Below are 15603 nucleotides of genomic sequence, written 5' to 3' on the forward strand. Positions count from 1 at the left end.
GGTTTCGAATTTGTCTTGGCGACTTACTTGACGTTTCCCTCATCGGCAATCACCAGGGATTGGTGGCGGTCGCCAAAGGCAAGAAGGTAGGCATCAAAGCAGCCTGTTTGTTCGCAACTCCGTCGCGAAGGTCGCGAGCGGCATTATCAGCGTCAGTGGTTGGTCTAGAAGAGACTCTGCACCGTAGCCGGCATACCAACTCGCTGCCCGCTCGCTTTTGGCGTCAATGATGAGCAGGATGCCGCCGCCTTCGCCAGCCAGGCGTAAGCAGCGCAGCGCAGCGGCCGCAAGCAACTGCCCACCCAATCCGTGACCCGCAACACTGAGATCCGTCGCAAGACGTGCAAGCTTGAACCCAGAGACTTCGTGCCGCGCCAACCCTTTCGTCATCGCCGTGGGTACGGCGTCGTGAGGTACGGCAGACGGAGCAATTGTGTAGAAACCCAAAATCCGCTCCGGGGCTCTATCGTCTATTGCGCAAAAGGTCTTTGCCGCATTCTGCTCGTGGCTTTGTCGCGCGAACCTTCGCAAAAAATCGTTCATTTGCGTATCACCGCAATCAAACGAAGCCCGATCGTGCTGTTTAGTAATGGGCTGCTCATGCCAGGACGGAAGGGTCACAGCGTATCTGGCAAGGCGGCTATCGCCGCTCGAAGTTTAGCGTTGGGTTTCGGCGGGTTTTCCAACAGGTCGAGTATGCGTGCAAAATCACGATCGGATACTTTCGTAATCTCAGCCGCTTCGATAACAGCCTGCGCCTCGGGAACGATCCTGTTGAGGATGAAGTCGGCAACATCCTGGTTAGACAACGCAGCGGCGCGTGCAATCATCGCCTTATGCGCGGGCGCAATGCGAATCTGATAGCGCTCAGTCTTGTTGTCGGCGGGCCGCGGCATAAATTGTCTCCTCAACGTGATGTACACATCATATGTGTACATCACGCCAAAATCAACCCTCTGAGGCGTTTAGGCCGCCTGGCAGGCGTCAAAGCTCTTCTTCAGCCGCTCGGCGTCAAGCTCGCGGCCGATGAACACCAGCCGGCTCTCATGCTTTTCGCCGTCTTTCCAGGCGCGCTGGTGGTCGCCTTCGATGATCATGTGCACGCCCTGGATGACATAGCGCTCGTCGTCGCCCTTGAGCGCGATGATGCCTTTCAGCCGCAGGATGTTGGGACCTTCCATCTGAGTGATCTTCTCGATCCACGGGAAGAATTTCTTCGGGTCCATCTCGCCGCCGCGCAGCGACACCGACTGCACGGTCACGTCATGGATGTCGGAGGGATGCGAGTGATCGTGATGATGATGGTCGTGATCATGGTCGTGGTGATCGTGCCCGTCATGGTCATGGTGGTCGTGATCATGATCGTGCGCCTCGAGGAAATGTGGGTCGTTCTCCAATGCGCGCGACAGGTCGAAGGCGCCGCGGTCGAGCACTTCGGACAGCGCCACGCCGGCGCGCGTGGTGCGGTGGATCCTGGCCGCCGGGTTGATGGCGCGGATGGTGGCCTCGACCTTGGCCAGCTCTTCGGGCGTCACCAGGTCGGTCTTGTTGAGCACGACGACATCGGCGAAGGCGATCTGGTCCTCGGCTTCCTTGGAATCCTTCAACCGGAGCGGCAGGTGCTTGGCGTCGACCAGGGCCACGACAGCGTCGAGCCTGGTCTTGGAGCGCACGTCGTCGTCCATGAAGAAGGTCTGCGCCACCGGCACCGGATCGGCAAGGCCGGTGGTCTCGACGACGATGGCGTCGAAGCGGCCCGGGCGGCGCATCAGGCCTTCGACGACGCGGATCAGGTCGCCGCGCACCGTGCAACAGACGCAGCCATTGTTCATTTCGTAGATTTCCTCGTCGGATTCCACGATCAAATCATTGTCGATGCCGATCTCGCCGAATTCATTGACGATGACGGCATAACGCTTGCCATGGTTTTCCGACAGGATGCGGTTGAGCAGCGTCGTCTTGCCGGCGCCGAGATAGCCGGTGAGAACGGTCACGGGGATTTGCGTCTGTGCTTCGCTCATATCTTGCCTCGAAATGGCTGGGCCACGGAATTGCGGGCCGCAAGAAGGGATTGTTGGCCTGATATAGGATGTGTGCCGGCCTTTTGCACGAGGCAAACCGCCTGGGTGTTTGACCCAGGTTGACGAAGCGGGTGGGTAGACCGAGAGGCCGAGTGCGAGGGATGCCGACCATCAACGTGTCGCCGGAAACGCCTCTTCGTTGACCTGTGCTGAGCCGCGCCGCGTCAAACCGTTGCAATCGCCTTGGCGGAAACTCGTTTGTCATCTAACTGAAATAAACATCTGGCATCACCATTTCGAGCACCACAAATGCTTGCCGGCAAAGCTGTTTCGAAAGCCGGAATCTTTTGGATCGTCGATTGCCAACCGGCCGGCTGCGTCTATGCTGCACGCACCGGTACGGCCGAAGAGGGATCACCATGGCCAAGGCGGACAAGACTGCAACGATGAGCCGGCTGCATTCGGCGGCAAGGCTGGCAAGGACCGCGCTGGCGGCGCGGCTTCTGGCGCATGGCTTCTATGCCGGCCAGGACCAGATCATGCTGACGCTCGACCGCGAGGACGGCCAGACGCCCGGCAATCTCGCCGGCCGCCTCGGCGTGCGCCCGCCGACCATCACCAAGACCATAAACCGGCTGCAGGCCCAGGGCTTTTTGGAAAAGCGCGCCTCTTCCGCGGATGCACGCCAGGCGCATATCTTTCTCACCGACACCGGCCGCGAGATCATCCACGCCATCGAGAAGTCGGTTAAGAAGACCGAGAAGCAGGCGTTGAAGGGCCTCGACAAGAAAGAACAGAAGACGCTGTTCAAGCTGCTCGCCCGCATCGAGGCCAATTTGTCGAACGAGGAGCTGGTGCTCGTCGACGACGACGCCGACATCGACGACTGACCGGCACGGCGGCCGCGTGTCTTGAGCTAGGCCGCCACCGAAGGGCCGCGCACCAGCGCCGACCAGCGGCCGGGCGTCAGGCCGAATGCTTTCTTGAAATGTCTGTTGAAATGGCTCTGGTCGCTGAAGCCGGCGCCGACGGCAATCTCGGCCAGCGGTTCGCCGATCTCGATCATCCGTCTTGCCTTTTGCAGCCGGCGCATCAGCAGGAAACGATGCGGGCTGGTGGAATAGGTCGCGCGAAAATGGCGTGACAGCGCATAGCGGTCGAGCCCGGTGACGGCTTCCAGCTCATCGGAACGAACGGACCGCTCGGCATTCTCCTCGAGATAGCCGCGCGCCAGCGCTGCCGCACGCGAGGCCGACTTCCCCATCGGCTTTGCCTTCTGTCCCGCATGACGCCCCAGATGCCGCGCCAGCTCCGCAACGAAATCGGCGACGAACAGCTCGTTCAGTTCCTCATCGAGCGGCGACAGGGCCGAAAGCAGCGTGCCACGCAAGGCGGGATCGCTGACCACAGCATCCCTGACGAAAGGCAGCGGCGCGCCGTCGAGGCAGTCGAGCAGCAGAGACGGTTCCAGATAGAGGATCCGGTAGCGCAGACCATCCTCGGTCCCGGCGCCGCCATCGTGCACTTCGTCGGGATGCAGCACGATAACCTGGCCGGGCAGGCTGTGGTTGACAGTGCCCCTGTAGTGGAAGCGCTGCACACCGGAAAGCGTCACGCCGACGGCAAGTGTATCATGACGGTGCAGGTCGAAGGCGTTGCCATGGAAATGCGCCTCGATGCGCTCGATGCCAGCGGTAACAGGCGCCGACACGATCCGGTCCTCATCCGCGCACGAACGTTCAAGACCCTGCGTCGCCTCACCGTCTAGATCGTGCGTCATCACCTATCCCTGCCCCTTCATGGGCGTGCTCCGGAGTCCTCATTTTGGTGTTCGATACGAAATTTGCAATCGTGCTGCGGGACGATCTCGCCGTCTGGCAAAAGCTCAACGTCACGGCCTTCCTGACCAGCGGCGTCGTCGCGCAATTCCCCGACATTATCGGCGAACCCTACCGCGACCGCGCCGGCAACCTTTACAATCCTCTGTCGATCCAGCCGGTCATCGTGCTTTCGGCCGATGGGCCGACGCTCAACTCCATCCACCGGAAGGCGCTGGAGCGGGGCGTGACGGCGTCAGCCTATGTCGAGGAGATGTTTGCCACCGGCTTCGATGCGGCCAACCGCGCCGTCTTCGCCGAGTTCGGCCCTGAGGACGCCAAGATCGTCGGCATCGCGCTGCGTGCCGACAAGAAACTCGTCGACAAGATCACCAAGGGCGCCCGCATGCACGCCTAATTCAGCAGGAAGCGTGTAACGGCGCTCATGAATTCAGTCGGCCGCTCGACGTTCAGCATATGGACGCCCGGAAGCAGTGTAAGCGTGGCGCCGGGGATGCTGGCTGCGATCGCCTCGCTGTGGCTTGCCAGCGTTACCTTGTCGTCTTCTCCACCGATCACCAGGGTGGGGGCGGTAATGAGGGAGACAGTCCGGCGCAGATCGCAATCGCGTACGGCGGCGAAGCATCCCGCGAGACCTTGGGGCGGCGTCGCCAGGACCATCGCGCGGAACGCGTCGACGGTTTCGTTTGGGCCGGCAAGCATCGAGGCGGGAAACCAGTTGTGCATGAACATGTCCGCGGCGGCCGACATGTTGCTCGCAGCAAGGACAGTACGGATCTGCCCGTCAAAGTAAGAAGCCGGCCCGAGATATGGCGAGGTGTTGGAAAGGCTGAGACGCTCGATGCGGTCCGGGGCATGGATACCCAGCCACTGCCCTACGAAGCCGCCCAGCGACAGCCCGCAGAAATGCACGCGGGCGATCTGAAGCGCATCCAGCAGCTCAAGGACGTCGCGGCCCAGCCGATCGAGCGAATAGGCTCCGGCCGGAGCATCGGAACTGCCGTGGCCGCGCAGATCATAGCGCAGCACCCGGAAAGATCCGGCAAATTCCGCAAGCTGCCGGTCCCACATATGCAGGTTCGTCGCAATGGAATTCGAGAGCACAAGTACAGGGCCGGCCCCCGCCAGCTGATAGGCGATCCGGCAGCCGTCGCCCGTCGTAAAATAAAGCGTGTCAGTCATCTGGTCCTCATCTCACCCTGGCGAAAGGAGTTCGATGCTCCCGCCGCCCTTTGAATGAGCCACCCTAGGCCTCGTAATTATCCAGGAAAATTACTATGATTGGACAATCTCAGTAGGTTTTGGCGATAATGAATGGTCTGAAACTCCACGACCTACGGTGCTTTGACGCCGTGGCAAGCGAGGGCAGCTTCCAGGCGGCCGCCCTTGCCTTGAACCGATCGCATCCATCCGTCTTCGCCGCTGTCGCACGCCTCGAGCAGTTGCTCAGGCTCACACTTCTCGACCGCAGCGGATATCGGGTGGGGCTGACGGAGGCGGGCCGCGAGTTTCACGCGCGAGCGCAGCTGACATTGCGCGAGCTCGACCATCTGCGAACCTACGCGGGCCAGTTGGCGAGTGGCGAGGAGACGGTCCTGCGTGTGGTCGTGGGTGATCTCTGCCCGCGACCGCAAATCCTGCCTATGCTCAGCGGCTTCTTTGCCGAACGCACCGGGACACGCCTGCACCTGGAGTACGAGGCGGTCGGCGGTCCGCTCGAACGGTTGATGGAAGGCGAGGCTGACCTCATCTTCCATCGCGCGGATCCTTCCGATCCGCATCTCGAGCGGATCCATCTCTGCGCGGTGCCCCTCGTGCCGGTGGTGGCGCCTGGGTTCCTTCCGTTCGCGCCTGGCCGCGAGATTGCGCCGGAGCAGATGCGGCCCTTCACCCAGTGCGTGATCCGCGACACGGCGCGGCGGCCGTCGCCGGAGAGCTATTTCCTCGTCGACGGTGCGCATCAGTGCTCGGTGCCGGATCATCTGATGAAGAAGGAACTGATCCTTCACGGATTGGCCTGGGGCCATCTGCCGGCATGGCTGATCGAGGACGAACTGCGGGATAGGAGGCTGATCTCGATCGCTGGTGCACATCTGCCCGGCCGGACGGAGACCCTGGCGGCGGTGCGCCGGCGCGACCGACCGCACGGACCCGTCGCCCAGGCGTTGTGGCTTCATCTCCAGGCGCAAGTGGCATCCGGCGAGGCGCTTTAGCCGGCATAGGATCGGCCCGCGCTGAGCCTGCGCGCGGCTCCTGTTGTGCCAGTCGCTTTTGGCTTGCCGGGCGCAGGCGATTGCCGCAAAGGTTAAGCGTTGATCCTCCCTGCCCGGCCTGACATTGAACGTTCCCGCAAAATCAGACGAAAGCGCAACGCCGCCCGCGGCGATGCTGTTCATGCTTTCGACCTATGTCTTTTTCACCTTTCTCGACACATCGAGCAAATATCTGGTGCTGGCCGGCGTCTCGGCGCTGATCGTCGCCTGGGCCCGCTTCACCGTCCATGTCCTGCTTGTCGGCGTCTTCCTGCGCGGCTGGCGCGAGCCGTCGCGCTTCCGCGCCAACAATTTGCCGGCCCACATCCTGCGCGGCGGTCTGCTGTTCGGCTCGACGATGTGCAACGTCATGGCGCTCAAAACGCTTCAACTGGCCGAGACCACCTCGATCTACTTCTTCGGGCCGATGGTGATCACCGCCCTTGCCGGACCGCTGCTTGGTGAATGGGCCGGCTGGCGGCGCTGGCTGGCAATCCTGTCGGGCTTTGTCGGCGTGCTCGTCATTACAAGGCCGGGCATGGGCGTGTTCGGCATCGGCCATCTTTTCGCGCTCGGCTCGATGCTGTCGAACAGTTTTTACGTCATCATGACGCGGCGGATGTCAGCCAGCGAAACCTCGGAAAGCCTGATCCTGTTTTCGGCGCTGGCGCCGGCCGTGCTGCTTCTGCCGATGCTGCCGTTCTCGCATGGGCTGCCGCAGGATGGCTGGCACTGGTTCATACTGGTGATGCTGGGCGTGTTCGGCGCCGGCAGCCACTGGCTGCTGGTGCAGGCCTACCGCCTGGCGACCACCACGGCGCTGGCGCCGTACCCCTATTCGCAGATGGTCTGGATGATCCTGTCCGGCTGGATCATCTTCCACCAGTTCCCCGACCGCTGGACGCTGGTGGGTGCAGCCATCATCGTCGCCAGCGGCCTTTATATCATCCATCGCGAGCACCGTTTGCGGCTGCGCAATCGCACGACCGTCGATGTCGAGGCGGAGGCTCTGGCGAAAAAACTTTGATTTGCTCCGAATCCGATGGCATAACGCCGCATTTAAAAAATTTAAAAAACTCGGGGAGCCAAGGGCTGGCACAAAAGATCAAGCTTTCGACGATCGCGGATGCGCTTGGCGTCTCCACGGCCACCGTCTCCCTCGCCTTGCGCGACAGCCCGCTGGTCGCAGGCGCCACGCGTGACCGCATCAAGGAGCACGCGCGGGCCATCGGTTATATCTACAATCGCCGCGCCGCCTCACTGCGCACCTCGCGCTCGGGCATTGTCGGCGTCGTCGTGCATGACATCATGAACCCGTTCTTCGCCGAGATCCTGCGCTCGATCGAGAGCGAACTCGACCGCAGCCGGCAGACCTTCATCCTGTCCAATCACTACGACCAGCTGGAAAAGCAACGCACCTTCATCGATACGCTGCTGCAGCTCGGCGCCGACGGCGTCATCATGTCCCCGGCCATCGGCACGCCGGCCTCCGACATCGTCATGGCCGAGGAAAACGGCCTGCCGGCGGTGCTGATAGCACGCAGCGTGGAAGGCGCCGACGTGCCGGTGTTTCGCGGCGACGATGCCTATGGCACGGCACTTGCCACCAATCATCTGATCTCGCTCGGGCACAAGCGCATCGCCATGATCGGCGGCACCGACCAGACCTCGACCGGGCGCGACCGCTACCAGGGCTATCTCAACGCCATGGAGGCCGCCGGGCTTGAGGTCAGGCCGTCCTGGCGCATCGCCGGGCCGCGCACCAAGCAGGGCGGATTCGAGGCGGCTGGACAGTTTCTGGCGCTTAAAGACAAGCCAACCGCCGCTTGCTGCTGGAATGATCTGGTCGCCATCGGCCTGATGAACGGCATTGCCCGCGCCGGCCTGGTGCCGGGCGCCGACATCTCGGTGACCGGCTATGACGATCTCGAGGAGGCGGCAATCGCGACACCGGCGCTCACCACAGTCTGGAATGGCCAGCGAGAGGTCGGCCGCCGTGCCGCCAGCGCGCTGCTCGACAAGCTGAACGGACAGGCGGTACGGCCGTCACAGGAACTGATCAAGCCGGAACTGCATGTGCGCCAGTCGACCGGCAAGCCGGTGGAGCGTGCATGACCAAGACTGATGCGTTGCAGACCGTCGCCGTTCTGGTGCCAGGACATTTCAACGACCATGCGGTCGAGCGCATCGACCGCACCTTCAAGCGGATCAAGATAGAGCGCGCCGATCCCGCCCTGGTCACCGACGAGATGCGCCATGACGTGCGCGCCATTGCGTCCTTCGCCGGCGTCAATGCGGCATTGATGGATGCATTGCCCAACCTCGAACTCATCGCCTCCTTCGGCGTCGGCTATGATTCGGTCGATGCCGGCCATGCGGCCAAGAAAAACATCATGGTCACCAACACCCCCGATGTTTTGACCGAGGAGGTCGCCGACACCACGATCGGCCTTTTGCTCAACACCGTGCGTGAACTTTACAAGGCCGAGAAATGGCTGCGCGACGGCAGTTGGGTGAAGAAGGGCAACTATCCCCTGAGCCGGCTGACCTTGCGCGGTCGGCATGTCGGCATTTTCGGCATGGGCCGCATCGGCCTTGCCATTGCGCGCCGGCTGGAAGCGTTCGGGCTGCCGGTGGCCTACCACAACAGGCGCAGGGTCGAAGGTCTGGCTTATGAACACCACCCGACGCTGAAGGGCCTTGCCGAAGCGGTCGATACGCTGATTTCCGTAGTGCCGGGCGGCGCTTCCACGGAGAAGGCGGTCAATGCCGAAATCCTGGCGGCGCTTGGCGCCAACGGCGTTTTCGTCAACATCGGCCGTGGCAGCACGGTTGACGAGGCAGACCTCGCCGTAGCGCTTGCCAACGGCACCATTGCCGCCGCCGGGCTCGATGTTTTCGCCGATGAACCGAATGTGCCCAAGGCTTTGCTGGAGGCGCCCAACACCTCGTTTTTGCCCCATGTCGGCTCGGCCTCGCACCACACGCGCCGCGCCATGGCGGATCTGTGCGTCGACAATCTGGTATCCTGGTTCAGCGAGCGCCGGCCACTGACCCCGGTGCCGGAGACGGCGCAAGTCAAGCCACGAAGCTGAGCGGCTCTCTGCCACACTCGTTAACGTCGGCTTAACGCTTTGAAATCATTCTGCATCTGCGCCGGGGGGCGCGGAGTGCAAGATGACGAAACTTCCGGCATCGATTGCGGCAGCGGCACTTTTCGCCGGCTTTCAGCTGTTTCACGGCGGCAGCAGTGAAAGTTCGGCCAATGAAGCAAGGCCGGCAACCACCTTCAGGCTGGTCGCCAATGGCGACGAAGGCGACTGCGCGGTTAGCCGCGGCGCCGCGATTGACGATGGCCTGTCGCTGTTGACCGTGGCGCCGAATTGCCGCGGGCTGCTGCCCGGCATCGAGCGGGCAAAATTCTGGCGAGAGGGCGAGGACGGCACGATCGCGTTCAGCGCCGACGGCACCGACCCGATCGTCACCTTCTCGGTTGCGGATGGCGACGGCTACGAATCCTACGCTCCGGCCACGCCACTGCTGTCGCTGGCGACAACCGGCGAACGGGATCAATCCGCCGGCAATTGATCGCCGGGATTTATTCCGCCGCCGCCCGTGCACCGGCCTTCGCCGTCGCATGCAGCCGCACCGCATCGCCGAAGGCGCGGAAGATCTTGGCCGAGTTGTTGTCCGACTTGACCCAGTATTCGGGGTGCCATTGCACGCCGACGGCGAAGGCGCGGGCGTCCTTCACCGAAACTGCCTCCACCGTGCCGTCGCCGGCAACCGCCTCGACCTGCAGCTTCGAGCCGAGCCGGTCGATGCCTTGGCGGTGCAGCGAGTTGACCTTGATGTCGCCGGCGCCAAACACGCCGGCCAGGCAGCTGCCCGGCTTGATCGAAATGGTCTGGTGAATGGCGAAGCGTTCGTCCTGGTTGTCGCTCACCGGCGCGCGATGGTCGAGCGAGCCTTCGCGCTCCTGGATCTCGGTGCCAAGCGTGCCGCCCAGCGCAACGTTCAACTCCTGGATGCCGCGGCAGATGGCAAGCAGCGGCACGCCGCGCTCGATCGCCTTGCGGATCAGCGGCAGCGTGGTGGAATCGCGCGCCGGGTCGTAGGGGCCGTTGGCTTCGCTGGCGTCGCCGCCATAGAGCGATGGATGCACGTTGGACTTCGAGCCGGTGACCATGACACCGTCGACCGAGGACAACAGCTCGTCGAAATCGAGCCGGTCGCCGAAGGACGGCACCAAAAGCGGGAACACGCCGGCGCCGGAAAGTGCTGCCTCGATATATTGCTGCGGGACGGCATGCCAGGTGTAGTTGTCGAACTGACGGACGTCGGTCGATATGGCGACGAGCGGCTGGTGCATTTTTGGGTCCGGATTCCATTTGGAGCGAAGCGAATAATCTATTGTGCCTGCAAAATAGGCGATCCGAAGGCGCTTTTCCATGGCAAGTTTCGCCATCTCGCATGGGCCACGCGCGACCGTTAGACTATAGTTGCAGGCTGGCTGGCCGGCCGGCGGATTTGTCGCCAGCGCCGCCGTCAAATCCCGCTGCCATGCTGGACTCGACCCCTTGCCCGTGTATTGTTTCGGCAAATCGATACCGGGCGCGAGGAGATGTCCCTGATGTCGGTTTGTTGGTCCAAAAGGGAGGTTCTGCATGGATCGTCGTTCATTCATCCGCAAGGCCGGGGTCACCGGCGTGGGCGCTGCGGCGGCTGCCGCGACGCTAGCCGCACCGGCAATCGCCCAGTCCAATCCGAAAGTGACGTGGCGGTTGGCGTCGTCCTTCCCCAAGTCACTCGATACGATCTATGGCGGCGCGGAAGTCTTCTCCAAGATGCTGTCTGAGGCGACGGACGGCAATTTCCAGGTCCAGGTCTTCGCCTCCGGCGAACTCGTACCCGGCCTGCAGGCCGCCGACGCCACCACGGCCGGCACCGTCGAGGCCTGCCACACGGTGTCATACTATTATTGGGGCAAGGACCCGACATGGGCGCTCGGTGCGGCGGTGCCGTTCTCGCTCAACGCGCGCGGCATGAATGCCTGGCACTATCATGGCGGCGGCATCGACCTGTTCAACGAGTTTCTCGCCACGCAAGGCCTGTTCGGCCTGCCCGGCGGCAACACCGGCGTGCAGATGGGCGGCTGGTTCCGCAAGGAGATCAACACCGTCGCCGATCTCTCCGGCCTCAAGATGCGCATCGGCGGCTTTGCCGGCAAAGTGGTCTCGAAGCTCGGCGTCGTACCGCAGCAGATCGCCGGTGGCGACATCTATCCGGCGCTGGAAAAAGGCACGATCGACGCCGCCGAATGGGTCGGCCCCTATGATGACGAGAAGCTCGGCTTCTACAAGGTCGCGCCCTATTACTACTATCCCGGCTGGTGGGAAGGCGGCCCGACCGTCCATCTCCTGTTCAACAAGGCGAAGTACGAAGAGCTTTCGCCGGCCTACAAGTCGCTGGTGCACACGGCCGCGCACGCGGCGGACGCCAACATGCTGCAGAAATACGACTACCTCAATCCTGCAGCAGTCAAGCGGCTGGTGGCCGGCGGCGCGAAATTGCGCCCGTTCAGCCAGGACATCATGGCCGCCTGTTTCGAGAAGGCCAATGAGGTCTACACCGAAATGGAAGCCACCAACGCACCGTTCAAGAAGATCTGGGACTCGATCAAGGGCTTCCGCAAGGAGCACTATCTGTGGGCGCAGGTGGCCGAGTACAATTACGACACCTTCATGATGGTCCAGCAGCGCAACGGCAAACTGTAGGCTGGGATCTGTCCCTTCTCCCCGTCACTATACGGGGAGAAGGTCCCGGCAGGTGGATGAGGGGCGGTGCAAACTTCGGCGATTGATCGCCTTGGGCTTGGTAGCCGCCCCGAAATTATAGCTTATCTTTCCAAGCGTTGACGCTGCACCTCACCTGCCTGCCGGCATCCTCTCCCCGTATAGTGACGGGGAGAGGGACGCGGTCATCGTCGTTTCGCCAATCGCCAACGTCGCAGGATTGAGGCTGCCCTTCATTCCCTGCCCGGCACCACCAACACCTTGACCTCGCCGGGGGCGGCCGGGTTGGCGATCACCGAGGCGGCTTCCTCCAGGCCGACCTGTCTGGAGATGAGCTTGTCGATCTCGATTGCCCCGGACGCGACAAGGTCCGCCGCCCGCCTGTGGGTGAAGGGGTTGATAAACGAGCCGAGAACCTTCAGTTCGCGAAACAGGATGTCGAACGGTTCGAAGGGCACTTTCACGCCTTGCGGCATCACGCCGACGATCACCACCGTGCCGCCGGACTTCGCCAGCCGCATCGATTGTTCGACGGTATCGGGGACACCGGCGCATTCGAGCACCACGTCGGCCCCGCCGGGCACAAGGCCGGTTGGGCCGGCGATCGCCTCGATCGGGTCGACCGCGTTTGGGTCGACCGTCGCCGTTGCACCGAGCTCTTCGGCGAGCGCACGGCGGGAGGCCTGCCGCGTCGACAGGATGATGGTCGCCGCTCCTGCGAGCCTCGCCAATTGCACGGTAAGCAGGCCGATGACGCCGCCACCAAGCACCACGACGGCAGCGCCAGGCCTGATGCCGGCGAGGTCGACAGCGTGCAGGCAGCAGGCCAGCGGCTCGCAGAAGGCGCCATGCGTTGGCTTGAGGTTCGCAGGCAGAAGGAAGGCCTGGCTCTGCGGCATCACGACGTAGTCGGCGAAGCCGCCGTCGCGGTGGATGCCGATAGCCCTGAGATTGCTGCACAAGTTCACCCGGCCGGCCCGACAATGACTGCAGCGCCCGCAGAAGATGTTGGGATCGCCGGTAACACGGTCGCCGACGGCGATGCCGGAAACCGCGTCTCCAACGGCCTCGACGATGCCGCAGAATTCGTGACCAAGCGTCACCGGCGGGCTCGAAGGGAATTCGCCGTGGAGGAGGTGACGGTCGGTGCCGCAAACGCCGCAGGCTTCGACGCGCACCAGAACGTCCTGCGGTCCCGCAATAGGCTTGTCGACCTCCCGTAGCGCAATGCTGCCCACGGCTTCCAGGCGCACGGCTCTCATGACATCCTCACTCAGGTTCTCAGTGTTCACACATCAGTTGAAGTTCGGCGGCTGCGACAGGTCGGTCGCCGGCGCCGCCGGCTTGGCGGGCGGCGTCTCGCCGAAATTCGGCGGCTGCGAGAGATCGTTCGACGGTGGCGCCGCGGGTGACGCGCCACCGTTGGCTGGTGGTGGTGTGCCGAGAGGCGCAAGGCCCGGCATATCAGGCAAGTTGATCTCGATCGCTCCCGGATCGACGGCCGCACCCTTGTAGCGCATGACCATTTGCGGGAAGGCGATGGTCAGCCCGATCATGATCACCTGGATGCATACGAAGGGCACGGCGCCCCAATAGATCTGGCCGGTGGTCACCGGCGCGATCTGCTTGCCGGTGAGGCGATCGAGATAGGGCACGCGCGCGGCGACAGAGCGCAGGTAGAACAGCGCAAAGCCGAAAGGCGGGTGCATGAAGCTTGTCTGCATGTTGACGCCGAGCAGCACGCCGAACCAGATCAGGTCGATGCCGAGCTTATCGGCTGCCGGCGCCAAAAGCGGCACGATGATGAAGGCGAGCTCGAAGAAATCGAGGAAGAAGGCGAGCACGAAGACCAGGATGTTGACGCCGATCAGGAAGCCGACTTCGCCGCCCGGCAGCGACGTCAACAAATGCTCGACCCAGACGTGGCCGTTGACGCCGTAGAAGGTCAGCGAGAACACCCGCGCGCCGATCAGGATGAACAGCACGAAGGAGGAAAGCCTGGTGGTCGACGCGAGCGCCTGTTTGATGACATCCAGCGACAACCGCCCCTTCATTGCCGCCATCGCCAGGGCGCCAACCGCGCCCATGGCGCCGCCCTCCGTCGGGGTTGCGATGCCGAGGAAGATGGTGCCCAGCACCAGGAAGATCAGTGCCAGAGGCGGGATCAAAACGATGATCACCTGCTGCGCCAGCCTGGACATCATGTTGATGTTCAGGCCCTTGTCGGCGATCGCCACGATATAGATCAGGATCACGCCGATGCTGGCGCCAAGGATATCGGCATTGTCGCCATGCGCCGGCGCAAGGTAGCGATAGGCCGCATAGGAAGCCGCGACTGCCACCAGCAGTGCCGCGAGCAGCGACAGCACGCCGTGGCCAAGCGTGCGGGCCGCCAGCGGCAACGCCGGCATCGAGTTCGGCCGGACGATCGACATGATCAGGATGTAGAGCGTGTAAAGGCCGGTCAGCACCAGGCCGGGGATCAGCGCGCCGGCATACATGTCGCCGACCGAACGGCCGAGCTGGTCGGCCAGAACGATCAGCACCAGCGACGGCGGGATGATCTGGGCGAGTGTGCCGGATGCCGCGATGACGCCCGACGCCAGTCGTCGGTCATAGCCGTAGCGCAGCATGATCGGCAGCGAGATCAGGCCCATGGCGATGACCGAAGCCGCGACCACGCCCGTGGTCGCGGCAAGCAGCGCGCCGACGAAAATCACCGCATAGGCAAGGCCGCCGCGAACCGGGCCGAACAGCTGGCCGATCGTGTCGAGCAGGTCCTCGGCCATGCCCGATCGTTCCAGCACGATGCCCATGAAGGTGAAGAACGGGATTGCCAAGAGCGTGTCGTTCGACATCACCCGGCTGCCGTAGAAATTGTCGGGCAGCGCATGCAGCAGCGGCCACGCCAGGTTGATCGAGCCGCCCGAATAGGGCGACAGCACGACGCCGATGAAGAAGAACATCAGGCCGTTTGCGGCGAGTGAAAAAGCGACGGGATAGCCGATCAGCAGGAAGATGATCAGCGAAGCGAACATGATCGGCGCCATGTTCTGGGCGATGAACTCGATCATGGGCGCGCCTCCTGGGCGAGCGCCTTGGCTTCTTCGGCAAGGGCTTTCGCCTCGAGCTCGGCCTGTTCGTGCACCGAGATGAACGGATTGGGATCGTCCATGTCGCCGCGCATGATGGCGATCTTCTTGATGATCTCGGAGATGCCTTGCAGCGCCAGCAGAAAGAAGCCGACGAGCAGGATCGCCTTGGCCGGCCAGATGATCAGGCCGCCGGAATTGTTCGACATTTCGCCGCTGCGGAACGACAGCGACACGTAGGGGACAAAATAGATCACCATCAGCGTCACGAACGGCATCAGGAAGAAGACATGACCGAGCAGGTCGATCCAGTGCTGCACGCGGCGCGACCACATGCCGTAGACGATGTCGATGCGGATATGGTCATTCTGCTTCAGCGTATAGGCGGCGGCCAGCATGAAGGCGGCGCCGAACAGGTACCACTGCAGTTCCAGCCAGGCATTCGACGAGACGTCGAAGACCTTGCGGATGATGGCATTGGCGGCGCTGACCAGGATTGCCAGCAGGATCAGCCACGATATCCACCGGCCGATGAACTCGTTCATACGGTCGATCGTTCTGGATAGAGCGAGCAGCCCTGCCATGCATTTCCTCCCTGAGGTCGA

At 62.9% G+C, this 15603-nt stretch carries 17 protein-coding genes; 8 read left to right on the forward strand and 9 right to left on the reverse strand.

What is annotated here, in order from left to right; genetic code table 11:
- Positions 1-93: 93 nt before the first annotated feature.
- The 3 genes from NKJ18_RS29310 to NKJ18_RS29320 all read right to left on the reverse strand — a co-directional run bounded on the left by NKJ18_RS29310 (position 94) and on the right by NKJ18_RS29320 (position 2021).
- Positions 94-621, reverse strand: a complete 528-nt coding sequence (locus NKJ18_RS29310) for a hypothetical protein (RefSeq protein WP_023752460.1) — start codon at positions 619-621, stop codon at positions 94-96.
- The gene (locus tag NKJ18_RS29315) at positions 618-896 is read right to left on the reverse strand and encodes a type II toxin-antitoxin system TacA family antitoxin (RefSeq protein ID WP_023689244.1); all 279 of its coding nucleotides are present in this window, start codon (positions 894-896) and stop codon (positions 618-620) included. Before NKJ18_RS29315 ends, NKJ18_RS29310 begins: the two co-directional genes overlap by 4 nt.
- Before the next feature lie 69 nt (positions 897-965).
- Entirely contained in the window at positions 966-2021 is a 1056-nt protein-coding gene (locus NKJ18_RS29320) for a CobW family GTP-binding protein (protein WP_352761075.1), read from the reverse strand.
- A 419-nt stretch (positions 2022-2440) separates the two neighbouring features.
- Here NKJ18_RS29320 and NKJ18_RS29325 point away from each other — a divergent pair, with 419 nt between their 5' ends.
- Positions 2441-2911: a MarR family winged helix-turn-helix transcriptional regulator gene (locus NKJ18_RS29325; protein WP_023694717.1), complete on the forward strand. Its 471-nt coding sequence runs from the start codon at positions 2441-2443 to the stop codon at positions 2909-2911.
- A 26-nt stretch (positions 2912-2937) separates the two neighbouring features.
- On the opposite strand, the gene NKJ18_RS29330 is transcribed toward NKJ18_RS29325, so the two are convergent.
- Positions 2938-3801: an AraC family transcriptional regulator gene (locus NKJ18_RS29330; protein WP_023694716.1), complete on the reverse strand. Its 864-nt coding sequence runs from the start codon at positions 3799-3801 to the stop codon at positions 2938-2940.
- Positions 3802-3848: 47 nt separating this feature from the next.
- On the opposite strand from NKJ18_RS29330, the gene NKJ18_RS29335 reads away from it, so the two are divergent.
- On the forward strand, positions 3849-4256 hold the full coding sequence (locus NKJ18_RS29335; protein WP_023694715.1) for a DUF2000 family protein: 408 nt from the start codon (positions 3849-3851) through the stop codon (positions 4254-4256).
- Here the strand turns inward: NKJ18_RS29335 and NKJ18_RS29340 are convergent.
- Entirely contained in the window at positions 4253-5041 is a 789-nt protein-coding gene (locus NKJ18_RS29340) for an alpha/beta fold hydrolase (protein ID WP_352761078.1), read from the reverse strand. The two genes, NKJ18_RS29335 and NKJ18_RS29340, sit on opposite strands and share 4 nt — an antisense overlap.
- Positions 5042-5169: 128 nt before the next feature.
- On the opposite strand from NKJ18_RS29340, the gene NKJ18_RS29345 reads away from it, so the two are divergent.
- The 5 genes from NKJ18_RS29345 (at position 5170) to NKJ18_RS29365 (ending at position 9699) form a co-directional block, all read left to right on the forward strand.
- Positions 5170-6072 (forward strand): LysR family transcriptional regulator, encoded by a 903-nt coding sequence (locus NKJ18_RS29345; protein WP_023826666.1) that lies wholly within the window; start codon positions 5170-5172, stop codon positions 6070-6072.
- 181 nt (positions 6073-6253) lie between these two features.
- Positions 6254-7138: a DMT family transporter gene (locus tag NKJ18_RS29350; protein WP_352761080.1), complete on the forward strand. Its 885-nt coding sequence runs from the start codon at positions 6254-6256 to the stop codon at positions 7136-7138.
- A 65-nt stretch (positions 7139-7203) separates the two neighbouring features.
- On the forward strand, positions 7204-8226 hold the full coding sequence (locus tag NKJ18_RS29355) for a LacI family DNA-binding transcriptional regulator (RefSeq protein ID WP_023671355.1): 1023 nt from the start codon (positions 7204-7206) through the stop codon (positions 8224-8226).
- Positions 8223-9206: a 2-hydroxyacid dehydrogenase gene (locus NKJ18_RS29360; protein ID WP_352626372.1), complete on the forward strand. Its 984-nt coding sequence runs from the start codon at positions 8223-8225 to the stop codon at positions 9204-9206. Before NKJ18_RS29355 ends, NKJ18_RS29360 begins: the two co-directional genes overlap by 4 nt.
- An 82-nt stretch (positions 9207-9288) precedes the next feature.
- Entirely contained in the window at positions 9289-9699 is a 411-nt protein-coding gene (locus NKJ18_RS29365; RefSeq protein ID WP_023671353.1) for a hypothetical protein, read from the forward strand.
- 10 nt (positions 9700-9709) lie between these two features.
- On the opposite strand, the gene NKJ18_RS29370 is transcribed toward NKJ18_RS29365, so the two are convergent.
- Positions 9710-10483 carry a gamma-glutamyl-gamma-aminobutyrate hydrolase family protein gene (locus NKJ18_RS29370; RefSeq protein ID WP_023834802.1) on the reverse strand — a complete coding sequence of 258 codons (774 nt, stop codon included), beginning with the start codon at positions 10481-10483 and terminating at the stop codon, positions 9710-9712.
- 295 nt (positions 10484-10778) lie between these two features.
- On the opposite strand from NKJ18_RS29370, the gene NKJ18_RS29375 reads away from it, so the two are divergent.
- Entirely contained in the window at positions 10779-11888 is a 1110-nt protein-coding gene (locus NKJ18_RS29375) for a TRAP transporter substrate-binding protein (RefSeq protein WP_023725935.1), read from the forward strand.
- A gap of 251 nt (positions 11889-12139) precedes the next feature.
- Here NKJ18_RS29375 and NKJ18_RS29380 read toward each other — a convergent pair whose 3' ends face one another.
- The 3 genes from NKJ18_RS29380 to NKJ18_RS29390 are packed head-to-tail and all read right to left on the reverse strand — an operon-like array spanning position 12140 to position 15582.
- Positions 12140-13168 carry a zinc-dependent alcohol dehydrogenase family protein gene (locus NKJ18_RS29380; RefSeq protein WP_352761082.1) on the reverse strand — a complete coding sequence of 343 codons (1029 nt, stop codon included), beginning with the start codon at positions 13166-13168 and terminating at the stop codon, positions 12140-12142.
- Positions 13169-13201: 33 nt separating this feature from the next.
- On the reverse strand, positions 13202-14980 hold the full coding sequence (locus tag NKJ18_RS29385) for a TRAP transporter large permease (protein ID WP_352510590.1): 1779 nt from the start codon (positions 14978-14980) through the stop codon (positions 13202-13204).
- The gene (locus tag NKJ18_RS29390; RefSeq protein ID WP_023683517.1) at positions 14977-15582 is read right to left on the reverse strand and encodes a TRAP transporter small permease subunit; all 606 of its coding nucleotides are present in this window, start codon (positions 15580-15582) and stop codon (positions 14977-14979) included. Before NKJ18_RS29390 ends, NKJ18_RS29385 begins: the two co-directional genes overlap by 4 nt.
- Positions 15583-15603 lie beyond the last annotated feature (21 nt).

The organism is Mesorhizobium sp. M0217 (genome assembly GCF_040321955.1).
Classification (GTDB): domain Bacteria; phylum Pseudomonadota; class Alphaproteobacteria; order Rhizobiales; family Rhizobiaceae; genus Mesorhizobium.